This is a genomic window from Bacillus sp. ISL-7, from assembly GCF_018613065.1.
This window is the reverse complement of the sequence record NZ_JAGGQW010000035.1, coordinates 190,380-202,591: the sequence shown is the minus strand read 5'-3', so window position 1 is coordinate 202,591 and position 12,212 is coordinate 190,380. Positions and strand designations below refer to the sequence as shown.

General features: G+C 38.6%; 12 protein-coding genes and 1 other RNA gene. 8 read left to right on the top strand and 5 right to left on the bottom strand.

The features are described from left to right. Nucleotides 1–78 precede the first annotated feature (78 nt). From J7E66_RS14245 to ald, 3 genes are all read left to right on the top strand, one after another. Nucleotides 79–237, top strand: a complete 159-nt coding sequence (locus J7E66_RS14245) for a hypothetical protein (RefSeq protein ID WP_215001066.1) — start codon at nt 79–81, stop codon at nt 235–237. Nucleotides 238–401: 164 nt separating this feature from the next. Next, entirely contained in the window at nt 402–824 is a 423-nt protein-coding gene (locus J7E66_RS14240) for a hypothetical protein (protein ID WP_215001065.1), read from the top strand. 175 nt (nt 825–999) lie between these two features. Continuing rightward, nucleotides 1,000–2,118, top strand: a complete 1,119-nt coding sequence (gene ald, locus J7E66_RS14235; RefSeq protein WP_215001063.1) for an alanine dehydrogenase — start codon at nt 1,000–1,002, stop codon at nt 2,116–2,118. 290 nt (nt 2,119–2,408) lie between these two features. Here the strand turns inward: ald and ssrS are convergent. Then, a non-coding RNA gene (ssrS, locus tag J7E66_RS14230) (6S RNA) lies at nt 2,409–2,604 on the bottom strand. Between the two features lie 56 nt (nt 2,605–2,660). Further along, a complete protein-coding gene (locus tag J7E66_RS14225) occupies nt 2,661–3,758 on the bottom strand; it encodes a M24 family metallopeptidase (protein ID WP_215001062.1) in 1,098 nt (365 codons plus the stop codon). A 191-nt stretch (nt 3,759–3,949) separates the two neighbouring features. Here J7E66_RS14225 and J7E66_RS14220 point away from each other — a divergent pair, with 191 nt between their 5' ends. The 3 genes from J7E66_RS14220 to J7E66_RS14210 all read left to right on the top strand — a co-directional run bounded on the left by J7E66_RS14220 (nt 3,950) and on the right by J7E66_RS14210 (nt 6,398). Beyond that, nucleotides 3,950–4,630, top strand: coding sequence for a metal-dependent hydrolase (locus tag J7E66_RS14220; protein WP_215001060.1), 681 nt, complete (start codon nt 3,950–3,952; stop codon nt 4,628–4,630). 84 nt (nt 4,631–4,714) lie between these two features. Next, nucleotides 4,715–4,954, top strand: coding sequence for a hypothetical protein (locus tag J7E66_RS14215; protein WP_088089241.1), 240 nt, complete (start codon nt 4,715–4,717; stop codon nt 4,952–4,954). Nucleotides 4,955–5,078: 124 nt separating this feature from the next. Then, nucleotides 5,079–6,398 carry a CBS domain-containing protein gene (locus tag J7E66_RS14210; protein ID WP_215001058.1) on the top strand — a complete coding sequence of 440 codons (1,320 nt, stop codon included), beginning with the start codon at nt 5,079–5,081 and terminating at the stop codon, nt 6,396–6,398. Between the two features lie 63 nt (nt 6,399–6,461). On the opposite strand, the gene J7E66_RS14205 is transcribed toward J7E66_RS14210, so the two are convergent. Next, a complete protein-coding gene (locus J7E66_RS14205) occupies nt 6,462–6,773 on the bottom strand; it encodes a YtpI family protein (RefSeq protein WP_168245312.1) in 312 nt (103 codons plus the stop codon). A 97-nt stretch (nt 6,774–6,870) separates the two neighbouring features. Here J7E66_RS14205 and J7E66_RS14200 point away from each other — a divergent pair, with 97 nt between their 5' ends. After that, nucleotides 6,871–7,821 (top strand): DHH family phosphoesterase, encoded by a 951-nt coding sequence (locus J7E66_RS14200; RefSeq protein ID WP_168245311.1) that lies wholly within the window; start codon nt 6,871–6,873, stop codon nt 7,819–7,821. Nucleotides 7,822–7,859: 38 nt separating this feature from the next. Here J7E66_RS14200 and ytrI read toward each other — a convergent pair whose 3' ends face one another. Then, complete coding sequence (gene ytrI / locus J7E66_RS14195; protein ID WP_215001056.1) at nt 7,860–8,360, bottom strand: sporulation membrane protein YtrI; 501 nt, start codon at nt 8,358–8,360, stop codon at nt 7,860–7,862. Beyond that, complete coding sequence (gene ytrH, locus J7E66_RS14190; protein WP_088089236.1) at nt 8,357–8,695, bottom strand: sporulation membrane protein YtrH; 339 nt, start codon at nt 8,693–8,695, stop codon at nt 8,357–8,359. Before ytrH ends, ytrI begins: the two co-directional genes overlap by 4 nt. 154 nt (nt 8,696–8,849) lie before the next feature. Here ytrH and dnaE point away from each other — a divergent pair, with 154 nt between their 5' ends. Continuing rightward, nucleotides 8,850–12,212 (top strand): DNA polymerase III subunit alpha, encoded by a 3,363-nt coding sequence (gene dnaE / locus J7E66_RS14185; RefSeq protein WP_215001054.1) that lies wholly within the window; start codon nt 8,850–8,852, stop codon nt 12,210–12,212.

Here is a 12,212-nt window from a genome sequence, read left to right as displayed (position 1 = left end):
ACATTATTTAACAAGGAATAACTGTTGCAATTTTTCGAACAATAAAGAGGTAGTTTACAAAGGAAAGGAGATTGTCGGATGGTAAACCATGACCAGAATAAAAAGTTTTTGTTTGAGTTTGACGAACAGGGTACGATTGAAGTAAGTCAACAAATTATGAATTCGTATACTAGTGGTTTTATTGAGGAAGGAACAGCGATTGCTGATAGTGAAGATTTTTCTGGTACAGAGCGCTAAGTAAAAAATGTATAGAAACTGAGGGACTGTCCAATATTGGGCAGTCTTTTTTTCTGGACATGTGTCTTGGGAATTTTTAAGGTTACAGGCAAATACCCAAGAATATGCATATACACTTGCATATTCTTTAATGTGCCAATAAATTAGAATTGAGGAGGAGAATTATGAGTACAGAAATGTATGGAATGCCTAATAACATTGATGTGCAATATGATGTGATGAACCCAGAAGATGAAAGAATTCATGGGGGATTCGGCCACGGAGGATTCGGACACTTTGGTGGATTCGGCCATGGAGGATTCGGACACTTTGGTGGATTTGGCCGTCCAGGATTTGGATTTGGTGGATTTGGCCGTCCAGGATTTGGATTTGGTGGCTTCGGCAGACCATTTGGATTTGGGTTTGGAAGACCATTTGGTTTTGGCTTCGGCAGACCATTTGGTTTTGGATTTGGGTTCCCATTCTTAACTGGGTTAGCAGCAGGTGCCTTATTAGCTCCAGGTTTCGGATACGGTTACGGTTACGGATATCCGTACTATCCACCGTACCCATACCTGTACCCATACCCTTATTATCCTTGGTATTAATGAATCATTAAAACAAAGGCTTTGCCATAATCGGCAAAGCTTTTACTATATTTTTTATGGAATTAAAATGTGTATTTGTTATCATCAATGAGAATACATCTAACTTATGAAAAAGGTTATAATAAAATTGGCTTGGTCTATTTTTCTATGAATAATAATACTTGGAGGAAAACACATGCGGATCGGAGTACCTACGGAAATCAAAAATAATGAAAACCGTGTGGCCATGACACCTGCTGGAGTGGTCAACCTAGTGAAATTTGGTCATGAGGTTTTTATTGAAAAAGGAGCAGGGCTAGGCTCTGGTTTTTTAAATGAGGATTATGAAACTGCTGGTGCAAAATTAGTAGATACAGCAGAAGAAGCATGGTCCATGGAAATGGTAATGAAGGTTAAAGAGCCGCTTCCTAGTGAATATAAATACTTCCGAGAAGGCTTAATATTATTTACATACTTACATCTTGCACCTGAACCAGAATTAACCAAAGCATTGATTGATAAAAAAGTAGTGGGTATAGCCTATGAAACGGTTCAGTTACCTAATAGAAGTTTACCATTATTAACACCGATGAGTGAGGTCGCTGGAAGAATGGCTGCTCAAATTGGTGCTCAATTTCTTGAGAAGGTTCATGGAGGGATGGGTATTCTTCTTTCCGGTGTCCCAGGAGTCCAAAGAGGAACGGTAACTATTATTGGCGGAGGTGTGGCTGGAACGAATGCGGCTAAAATGGCGATTGGTTTAGGGGCAAAAGTGACCATTATTGATTTAAATCCAGATCGGCTTCGTCAATTAGATGATATTTTTGGATCCGATGTGACAACCTTAATGTCCAATCCTTATAATATTGCCGAAGCAGTAAGGGAGTCGGATTTGGTCATTGGTGCTGTTCTTATTCCGGGGGCCAAAGCACCGAAACTTGTAACGGAAGCGATGATTCAATCAATGAAACCTGGCAGTGTCGTTGTCGATATTGCAATCGACCAAGGCGGTATTTTTGATACGACTGATCGGATTACTACTCATGATAATCCAACCTATGTGAAGCATGATGTTGTCCATTATGCTGTTGCCAATATGCCAGGTGCGGTACCAAGAACATCAACCATTGCGTTAACAAACGTAACCGTACCGTATGCGGTTCAAATTGCAAATAAAGGATACAAACAAGCATGTCTTAGCAATGAAGCATTATTGAAGGGTATCAACACACTAGGCGGGTATGTAACTTACGAAGCAGTCGCAGACGCACATGGACTTGAATTTTTAGATACCAAAACATTGCTGGAAAAATAGAAAAGAAGAGGGGTTTGTTCATTCACGCTTCATCGGCGTTATGAAGGACAATTTTTCCGGTCTTTAGTGAGTTTTGTCCTTTATAGGCGTTATGAAGGACAATTTTTCGGTTTTTTTATGAGTTTTGTCCTTTATCGGCGGTATAATAGACAATTCTTCCGCAATTTTATTAAGTTTTGTTCTTCATATGTATGTGTGTCTGTAATCTGTGGTATTGGTTACCCGAAATCGCGCATGTTTGTTCAAAAAAAAACCAGCTCCTAAAAAGGAACTGGTTTAATAAAACTAAATATGTAGCCGCATTTGCCGTATTAATATAAGAAAGTTTTAAACCACCACTCCTCAAAGTGGGTGTTCTCAGAAACTTTTCTGCATGTCCTCCAGGTCTTATAGACAGAGGCTTGTCATTCGAGCTCCAATGGTTAAACTCCCTTTTACAGCTTAAAGGTTAAAACTTTATTATGACTACGAACAACGCAGCTTGTATTTATATAATATACCAACTCTTCACAGATTTCAATGTAAAAAAAGTCCAAAAGAAATTATTTAATGATCTGTAACTCTTTTGGGAATTTTGTGAGGACTTTTGCCCCGTCTGAGGTAATAAACACATCGTCTTCAATTCGAACGCCAGCCACATTTGGTACATAGATACCTGGTTCAATCGTGTATACCATACCTTCTTCAATAATAAGGTCATTTGTCTCAGTTAATGATGGGTATTCATGCACGCTTATCCCGAGACCATGCCCAAGGCGGTGTGGAAAATACTCTCCGAATCCGGCTTCAGCAATGATTCGACGGGCAGTTAAGTCCACTTCGGCCGCACGAACCCCTGGAATGCTTGCTTCAATGGCAGCAAGCTGGGCTTTTAATACGGTGTCATAGATGTCCTTTTGCTTGTCATTAATGTCCCCATAAGCAACCGTTCTAGTGATATCAGAACAATACCTGTCAACGACCACACCCAAATCAAATAAAACTAGATCGCCTTTTTGAATTTTTGTTTCTCCAGGGTTTCCATGTGGAGAAGCTGCATTTGCTCCGGTAAGCACCATTGTCGAAAACGACATTTCGGTCACACCCTTTTGTTTTAGGGCGTATTCTAAGGCATTAAGTATTTCCAACTCCGTTTTGCCTTCCTTGATTTCATTAGCACCGAATTCAACTGCGTAATCGGCAAGGGCACAGGCCTCTTCAATAGTTTTTAACTCCTTGGCATCCTTAATCATTCGAAGCATTCGTAATTTTTCTTCAGCAGAAACAAATGATGCCTGCGGGAATAACTTTGAGAGTTGTTCAAAACGTTCTACATTCATATGTTCTTTTTCAATAGCTGCTTTTGACACGCCGTTTATTCTTTTATTGATGGAATTTAGAATCATTTCCCACGGATTGTCAATGTCGCTATAACCGAGAATTTCATAGTCCCAGCCAGAACGTTTGGCATCGTGGACTTCCATCCCTGGGCAAACAAGGAAGGGCTCGTCTGTTTGAAAGACTGCTAGTGCGAGCAAGCGTTCATGTGGATTGGTGTAATATCCGCTTAAATAAAATACATTCTCTGATGAGGTTAGGAAGCTAACTTCAATATCGTTTTCTCTCATCCATGTTTGAAGCTTATTTAATCGCTGATTCATTTTTACTCCCCCTATGTAATTCATGTCCTATGATGAGATTATCAATTAAAACTTGAAATGTAAACTAACTGACCACCTTATACTTCTCCTTGCTTAAAATCAATATATTAGGATTAAACTAGAGATATGGAAGGAATTCCAGTTATCGTATGGAAGTATATACTATATGAAAACCGAGAGGAGCAAGTCGAATGAAAATTTCGTATCATGGACATTCAGTTGTACAAATTCAAACAAACGGGAAAACCATCTTAATTGACCCCTTCATTAATGGCAATCAATTGACGGACTTGAAGGTGGAGGAACTAAGACCAGATGTCATTATTTTATCGCATGGTCACAATGACCATGTCGGGGATACGGTTGAGCTGGCAAAGAAAAATAACTCCCTTGTCGTTGCTAACCACGAAATTTCTACTTACTTAAGCTGGCAGGGAGTTCATACCCATGGTATGCACATCGGTGGTGCCCATCAATTTGAGTTTGGCAAAGTTAAACTAACGCAAGCCTTCCATGGATCAAGCTTTACAACAGAAAATAATGAACTCATCTATTGCGGCATGCCTGCTGGAATCTTATTTATGAATGAAGGAAAGACGATTTATCATGCTGGTGATACGGGGTTATTTTCAGATATGAAGTTGATTGGTGAGCGCCATCCGATTGAAGTAGCCTTCCTGCCCATAGGTGATAATTTTACAATGGGGCCTGAAGATGCAGCATACGCAGCAAAGCTGTTAAAAGCTAATACAGTTGTGCCGATCCACTACAATACCTTCCCGCCAATCAAACAAGACCCGTTTAAGTTTATTGAGATGCTGGAAGATAAAAACGGTAAAGTACTCCAACCAGGCGAAGCCATCGAAATTTAATTGTTCTTAGTCGATTTACATACTTTTTTCCTTCCACTATGCATAAATATGGAACAAGCAGTCTTTTAGGAGGAGGAAATAAAATTGAAAAAGAACAGATATTTACTTTGCCTGTTACTCTGTGGCATCTTGCTTTATTATGGAGCACCAAGATTATCTATTTATGCTGATGGGGCTCAAGGGATATTTTCATTAGCCTGGCTCTCATTTGCCTTAATCGTTATCGCTGGAAATCTTACTGGCCTTCTTTATAGCCCCAAAAAGCAAGGACATAAACTTCAATCGGAGCGACGATCTAGGAAGAAATCTAGGTTCTATCATTGAGAATTAAGAGTAATGTAAGAATCCGCATTGAATCAAGGCTTTCAACACTCTATAATAAAAATTATATGTAATCCGGGTTATTCTAAATGGAATAATTGGAATTTGACTATAAAGGGTGAAGGTCTTGGCAACTAAGCATGAACAAATTTTACAATATATTGATGGTCTCCCTATTGGGGAAAAGATATCTGTCAGACAAATTGCCAAGGCGATGTCCGTTAGTGAAGGTACAGCCTACCGTGCGATTAAAGAAGCGGAAAATAAAGGATATGTAAGTACCATCGAACGAGTTGGAACGATTAGAATAGAACGGAAAAAGAAAGAGAATATTGAAAAACTCACTTTTGCTGAGGTAGTAAATATTGTTGATGGTCAGGTATTGGGCGGAAGAACGGGCTTGCATAAAACCCTAAATAAATTTGTTATTGGTGCCATGAAATTAGAAGCCATGATGCGCTACACTGAGGCTGGTAACCTATTAATAGTCGGGAACCGGACTCAGGCGCATGAACTTGCTTTAAAAGCTGGAGCCGCTGTGCTCATAACCGGTGGATTTGATGCTGACGATTATATCAAAAAGCTAGCAGATAAACTAGAAATACCGGTCATCTCAACGAGCTATGATACGTTTACGGTCGCAACCATGATTAACCGGGCGATTTATGACCAATTAATCAAAAAAGAAATTATTTTAGTCGAAGATATTTTAACCCCTCTTGCTGATACTTTTTATCTAAAAACGACGGATAAGGTGTCAAAATGGCATGAATTTAACCAACAAACTGCACACAGCCGCTACCCAGTAGTTGACCAAAACATGAAGATTCAAGGGATGGTGACAAGTAAGGACATTTTAGGTCAGGATTTAGAAGCATCCATCGATAAAATTATGACCAAGCACCCCATGTCGGTAAATGGGAAGACAAGTGTGGCTTCAACTGCACATACCATGGTCTGGGAAGGAATTGAAGTACTTCCTGTTACAAATGACTCAAACCGTTTGGAAGGTATTATTAGCAGGCAGGATGTTTTAAAAGCATTACAAATGAACCAGCGGCAGCCACAGGTCGGGGAAACTCTCGACGATATCGTTACAAATCAAATGGTATTAATGCAGGGAAAAGCAAAAGGAGAAGAGGTTTACTCTTGCGAAGTAACCCCGCAAATGACCAACCAACTTGGAACAATCTCTTACGGTGTGTTTACAACGATTGTCTCTGATGCAGCAAACCGTGTATTACGGAGTTATAAAAAAGGCGATCTTGTCGTTGAAAATATGACTATTTACTTTATTAAACCTGTTCAAATGGAGAGTATATTAGAAATTTATCCGAAAGTACTTGAAGTCGGACGTAAATTTGGAAAAGTGGATGTAGAAGTTTTCAATGAAGGAATATTAGTTGGAAAAGCAATGATGATGTGTCAATTGCTTGATAGAAATTAGACAGCTATCAAATTTATATCAATAAAAAAAGCCGCTTCACTAATGGAGAAGCGGCTTCAATAATTATTTTTGCAGTTCAAAATTTTTTGCTTCCTCGATTGCGAATGGAAGGTAATGTTTATATTTTTTGAAACCGATCCAGCTGAATAATGCTCCATAAACAATAAATACAGCGGCAACTATATACATAACCGTTGTTTCGGAAATAAATAACAAGTGATTAACTCCAAATAAAAAGACAAAAAGCCCTAGGGCAATATTTGATTTAGCAGCAAGCCATTTCTTTTCTACTAAACGGTTGCTTCTGATGTATTTTGTTTTATAAAATAGATAGAAAGCAAATAGTATAGCAATTAATACAACAAGTACAAACATATTATTTCCTCCAAGCATAGAAAATCTTCTATTATTGTAACTGTAAAAACAAAAAAATACCACATTTGGTTTATTAGTTGGTAAAGGAGCATTGCACATGATTGAGCAGATTTTAGCAGAGATTGAACAATTTGAAACCATCATTATTCATCGTCACGTCCGTCCAGACCCCGATGCCTACGGTTCACAAGGTGGATTGGCAGCGATTCTCCAAGAATCCTACCCAAATAAAAAGATTTATGCCGTTGGTCTAGAGGAACCAACCCTTCATTACATGCGCAGGCTTGATGTGATTGAAGATGAAGTATATAAGGGTGCATTAGTGATCGTTTGTGATACCGCAAATGCTGAAAGGATTTGTGACAAGCGTTATTCTCTGGGTGAAAAGTTAATAAAAATTGATCATCATCCAAATGAGGACCCGTATGGTGATTTATTATGGGTGGATACAAGCGCTAGCTCTTGCAGCGAAATGATTTATGAATTTTATTTAAACGGAAAAGACAAAGGGCTAAAAATGAATGATGCAGCAGCGAGATTGTTATACGCTGGCATTGTCGGTGATACTGGAAGATTTCTTTTCCCGAGTACGACGGAAAAAACACTGGGGTATGCTGGGGAACTAATTCATTATAATTTTTCACGGACTGAGCTATTTGACAAGATGTATGAATTGGATACCAATATCATTAAGTTAAACGGTTTTATACTCCAAAATTTTGAGTTACAGAATAACGGTGTTGCCTCCGTTAAGCTAACAAAAGAACTATTACAAGAATACAATGCAAAACCCGCAGAGGCATCCCTCTTAGTTGGAACATTAGGAAATGTAAAAGGAATAAAGGCATGGGTATTCTTTATCGAGGAAGCAGAACAGATAAGGGTACGTCTGCGTTCAAAGGGTCCTGTAATCAATGGAGTTGCAAGGCAGTTTAAAGGTGGGGGACATCCACTGGCATCAGGAGCATCCATCTATTCTTGGAACGAAGTGGACGATGTATTAAAAGCACTTGACGAAGTATGTGAAAATTATTCTTTTAATAAATAGAAAAATCGGCCCTTGTGAGAGTGAGGGTCGATTTTTTATTATTCAAAATGAATCTCTAATTGGATCGATAGGTTTGTATAAAAAACCATTTCTTTAACCTTTAGTTTATACCTTTTATCATTTATTTTAATCGGTTTATTTTCAATAATTTTTTTCAAAAGGTCCTTACTTTTGTAGACGGTTTCGATATCTTTTGCAATCATCATGCTAATATCATCTCTAACCGAGTCTTCTGTCTCTAATACACTTAAAGAATCAAGTTTATATTTTTCCCAGTTTGCAATTCTAATGTTGATTTTCTGGACTGTAAGCTGTTCAATATTTCGCTTATTAATTTCTTTATATTCTTCCTGCCAAATTTTTTTCTCTCCGTTTAGGTCAATAATTTCCTTCGCTTGTGTCCGAATTAATTCGGTGTTCTTTTCCTGCCAAACCCCATAAATATATAAAAAAATACACCAGCTAATCACACCGCCTACGGCCATTCCTCCAAAAAAACGCTGCCAGGAAGGTCTTCGATATAATGGCGGGATTCTCATGATGAGATATGCTCCTGGGTTAACCAATTAATCAGGAGGGCACCAGTCTGGGCCCCGCCTAAGGCAGAGAGTATTAATAAAAATTGTTTAAAAAGATCCTTTGTATTCGCATCAAATAAGCCTCTTTCAAACGTATAAACCGCGTCAAATGTCCCGCCAATCGCCGAAACAATCGCCCAAATTCGAAGCGCTGATGATAAGCGGTAAACGGTCGTTAGCGGTGGCTGTCCGGTTAGAAATGAGGCTATCCCACCAATAAGCGAACCACCAAGTACCACACCTAAGGCAATAAAGTAACTTTCTATAAAAGCAGGAAAAAAACCAATTTCTTTCATCTCGTCAACCGCCCTTACCCATAATCAATCCCAATACTCATTTATATGGACAAACATTTACAAATATGTTTTTTAAAAATGAGAACATATTTTCTTTTTTATCAATAACGTTCTATAATAAAGGGAGAGATTATGGAATTAAGGGTGTGACAATATGTCTTTTATTCACCTACATGTATATAGTGCATATAGTTTATTAACAAGTACGGCATCTGTCCCGGATTTAATTGAAAATGCACAAAAAAAAGGCTTTTCTGCGATCGCCTTAACCGACAGAAACGTCATGTACGGAACAATTGAATTTTATAAGTTGTGTAAGAAAAATAATCTTAAACCCATCATCGGGTTAACTGTGGATGTAGAAAGTGAAAACAACAATAACGAGTCTTATCCATTGGTCTTACTCGCAGAAAATGATCATGGCTATAAAAATCTATTAAAGATATCTAGTACGGTTCAAACAAAAACGGATCATGGGATTCCGCTCAGATGGTTGAAACATTATTCGGAAGGGCTTATAGCAATCACACCTGGACTAGAAGGTGAAATTGAGCAGTCCATCTTAAATGGTGAAGAAGAAATTGCCAGAAATATAATAAGAAAACTAGATACCATCTTCAGCAGAGACTGCTTTTTTCTAGCGATTCAAAATCATCAACTCGAACAAGAAACAACCATCAGAAATCAGTTTAACTTGATTTCAAAAGAAATGAATGTCCCGCTGGTAGCGACAAATCAGGTCTATTATTTAGAAAAAGAAGATATGTTTGCCCAAGAGTGTTTGTTAGCCATAAAAAATGGCGATAAATTGCAGGACGATCACAGAGAAAAGTTGGAAAACGATCAGTTCTATTTAAAAACTGCAAGTGAAATGGTGGATTGCTTTTCTGATGTCCCGGATGCATTAGAAAATACACTCAGGATTGCAAACAGATGCGACTTTAACATTGAACTAAATAAGACTTATCTGCCAGCATTCCCAACGGAGAATGGAATGCAAGCTTCGGAGTATTTGGAATTGTTATGCAAACAGGGATTAAGCGAACGTTTTTCTGCCCCATCTCAGGAATATTTTGATCGTTTGTCCTATGAACTATCAGTTATTAAGCGAATGGAATTTAGCAACTACTTTTTAATTGTTTGGGATTTTATGAGATATGCCCGCGCGCAGGGAATTCTAACAGGTCCAGGAAGGGGCTCGGCAGCAGGGTCGCTTGTTGCTTATGTTTTATACATAACTGATGTGGACCCATTAAAGCATAATCTATTGTTTGAACGATTTCTAAATCCTGAGCGAATTTCGATGCCAGATATTGATATTGATTTTCCAGATCATCGGCGCGATGAGGTGATTAATTACGTTGCGGCGAAATACGGTGAACTACATGTCGCACAAATCGTAACATTTGGAACCCTCGCAGCAAAAGCTGCATTAAGGGATGTCGGTAAGGTATTCGGGTTAAATTCAAAGGAACTAGAACATTTATCAAGGACGATTCCGTCGCGATTAGGAATAAACCTGCAAGTAGCCTATAAAGAATCGGAACCACTTAGAAGATTTATTAAGGAAAGCCCGATGAATCAACGGCTTTTTGAAACGGCTTTAAAACTAGAAGGTCTACCGCGCCACACTTCCACCCATGCAGCTGGGGTGGTGATAAGTGAGAAGCAGCTAATTGATTTAATCCCCATTCAACACGGGTCTAACGATGTATATTTAACGCAATTTTCAATGGAACATCTCGAAGAAATCGGCCTTTTGAAAATGGACTTTCTAGGCTTACGGAACCTTACATTAATCGATTCAATTTTATCTTCTATCTATCGAAAAACTGGTAAGAAAGTAAACATCAACTCGATTCCATTAGAGGACACTGTGACCTTCAACCTGTTAGCAGACGGAGAAACGACAGGTATATTTCAGCTGGAATCTGAAGGGATGCGCAAAGTTCTAACCCGCTTAAAACCTTCCCGATTTGAAGATATTGTGGCAGTCAATGCTTTGTACCGTCCAGGACCAATGGAAAATATCCCACTCTTTATTGATAGAAAACACGGCGTAAAGAAAGTAGAATATCCACACCCTGATTTGGAGCCTATCCTTGAGAATACATATGGCGTCATTGTTTACCAAGAGCAAATCATGCAAATTGCTTCGAAAATGGCTGGTTTTTCACTTGGTGAAGCCGACCTTTTAAGAAGAGCGGTCGGGAAAAAGAAAAAGGAGATTCTTGATAAAGAGCGGAGTCATTTTGTCCAGGGAGCGCTAAGAAAAGGGTATGAACAAACACTAGCCAATGACATCTACGATTTAATTGTTCGTTTTGCTAATTATGGCTTTAACCGAAGCCACGCTGTTGCCTATAGTATGATTGCATACCAGTTAGCTTTTTTAAAAGCAAATTATCCGGTTTATTTTATGGCCGGCCTGCTTACATCGGCAATCGGAAATGATACGAAAATAGCTCAATACATCATGGAAACAAAACAAAAGGACATCAAGGTCCTGCCTCCATCAATCAATAATAGTGGTTACTCCTTTCAAGTAGAACAGGAAGGAATACGTTACAGCTTAGCAGCCATTAAAAGCGTAGGGGCTGCCGCCTTAAAAGAGATCTTTCAGGCAAGAAAAAAGAAAAGATTTGTAGACTTATTTGATTTTTGCATTCGGGTTTCCTCAAAAGCCATCAATCGAAAAACACTTGAGTTCCTGGTCCATTCTGGCTGCTTTGATGAATTTGGTGAGGATCGTGCCGTTCTGCTCGCTAGTTTAGATGTTGCGATGGAGCATGCACAAATATTTAAACCATCTGAAAATAACCAATTTGATTTATTCGAAGAAGAATTCATACCAAAGCCTAACTATATGCAAGTCGATCCCATAAGTCTGGAGAATAAGCTGACATTTGAAAAAGAAGCACTTGGCTTTTATTTATCGGACCATCCGGTCTCTATTTATGAAGAGCAACTCAAACATGCAGGGGCACACGCCCTTTTTGGGATCAAAAATCAAACCCAAAGGATTTCATCAGGCGTTTATATCACCTCTATGAAATCCATTCGTACCAGGAAAGGCGATTCAATGGCCTTTTTAACGGTAAGTGATGCAAGCGGCGAAATGGAAGCAGTGGCATTCCCGAATGTTTACAAAAAATATTCGCATCTATTAGGGCACGGGAAATTTTTATTGATTGAAGGGAAAATAGAAGAACGTGAAGGGAAGCAGCAATTTATCATTCAACAAGTTTCAAACTTAGAAGAGTGGTTACAAACTAAAACTGTTAAACAGTCAGTCTTATATTTGAAAATAGTTGAGGATAAACAGGATGAATCTTCTCTTCAGCAATTAAATCAGCTGCTAAACGAACATCAAGGAACAGCAGCGGTGATCTTACACTATGAAAAAAACCGGAAAACAATTAGACTGGGGTCAGAAAATAATATCAATCCTACCACTGAATTACTGCAATTATTAAGAAATGTGCTAGGTCCAAAAAATGTTGTTTTGAAGGAATAA

What these genes read in the sequence shown, in the direction of transcription:
- J7E66_RS14245 (WP_215001066.1), top strand. Translation starts at nt 79, where the DNA reads ATGGTAAACCATGACCAGAATAAAAAGTTTTTGTTTGAGTTTGACGAA.
- J7E66_RS14240 (WP_215001065.1), top strand. Translation starts at nt 402, where the DNA reads ATGAGTACAGAAATGTATGGAATGCCTAATAACATTGATGTGCAATAT.
- ald (WP_215001063.1), top strand. Translation starts at nt 1,000, where the DNA reads ATGCGGATCGGAGTACCTACGGAAATCAAAAATAATGAAAACCGTGTG.
- J7E66_RS14225 (WP_215001062.1), bottom strand. Translation starts at nt 3,758, where the DNA reads ATGAATCAGCGATTAAATAAGCTTCAAACATGGATGAGAGAAAACGAT.
- J7E66_RS14220 (WP_215001060.1), top strand. Translation starts at nt 3,950, where the DNA reads ATGAAAATTTCGTATCATGGACATTCAGTTGTACAAATTCAAACAAAC.
- J7E66_RS14205 (WP_168245312.1), bottom strand. Translation starts at nt 6,773, where the DNA reads ATGTTTGTACTTGTTGTATTAATTGCTATACTATTTGCTTTCTATCTA.
- J7E66_RS14200 (WP_168245311.1), top strand. Translation starts at nt 6,871, where the DNA reads ATGATTGAGCAGATTTTAGCAGAGATTGAACAATTTGAAACCATCATT.
- ytrI (WP_215001056.1), bottom strand. Translation starts at nt 8,360, where the DNA reads ATGAGAATCCCGCCATTATATCGAAGACCTTCCTGGCAGCGTTTTTTT.
- ytrH (WP_088089236.1), bottom strand. Translation starts at nt 8,695, where the DNA reads ATGAAAGAAATTGGTTTTTTTCCTGCTTTTATAGAAAGTTACTTTATT.
- dnaE (WP_215001054.1), top strand. Translation starts at nt 8,850, where the DNA reads ATGTCTTTTATTCACCTACATGTATATAGTGCATATAGTTTATTAACA.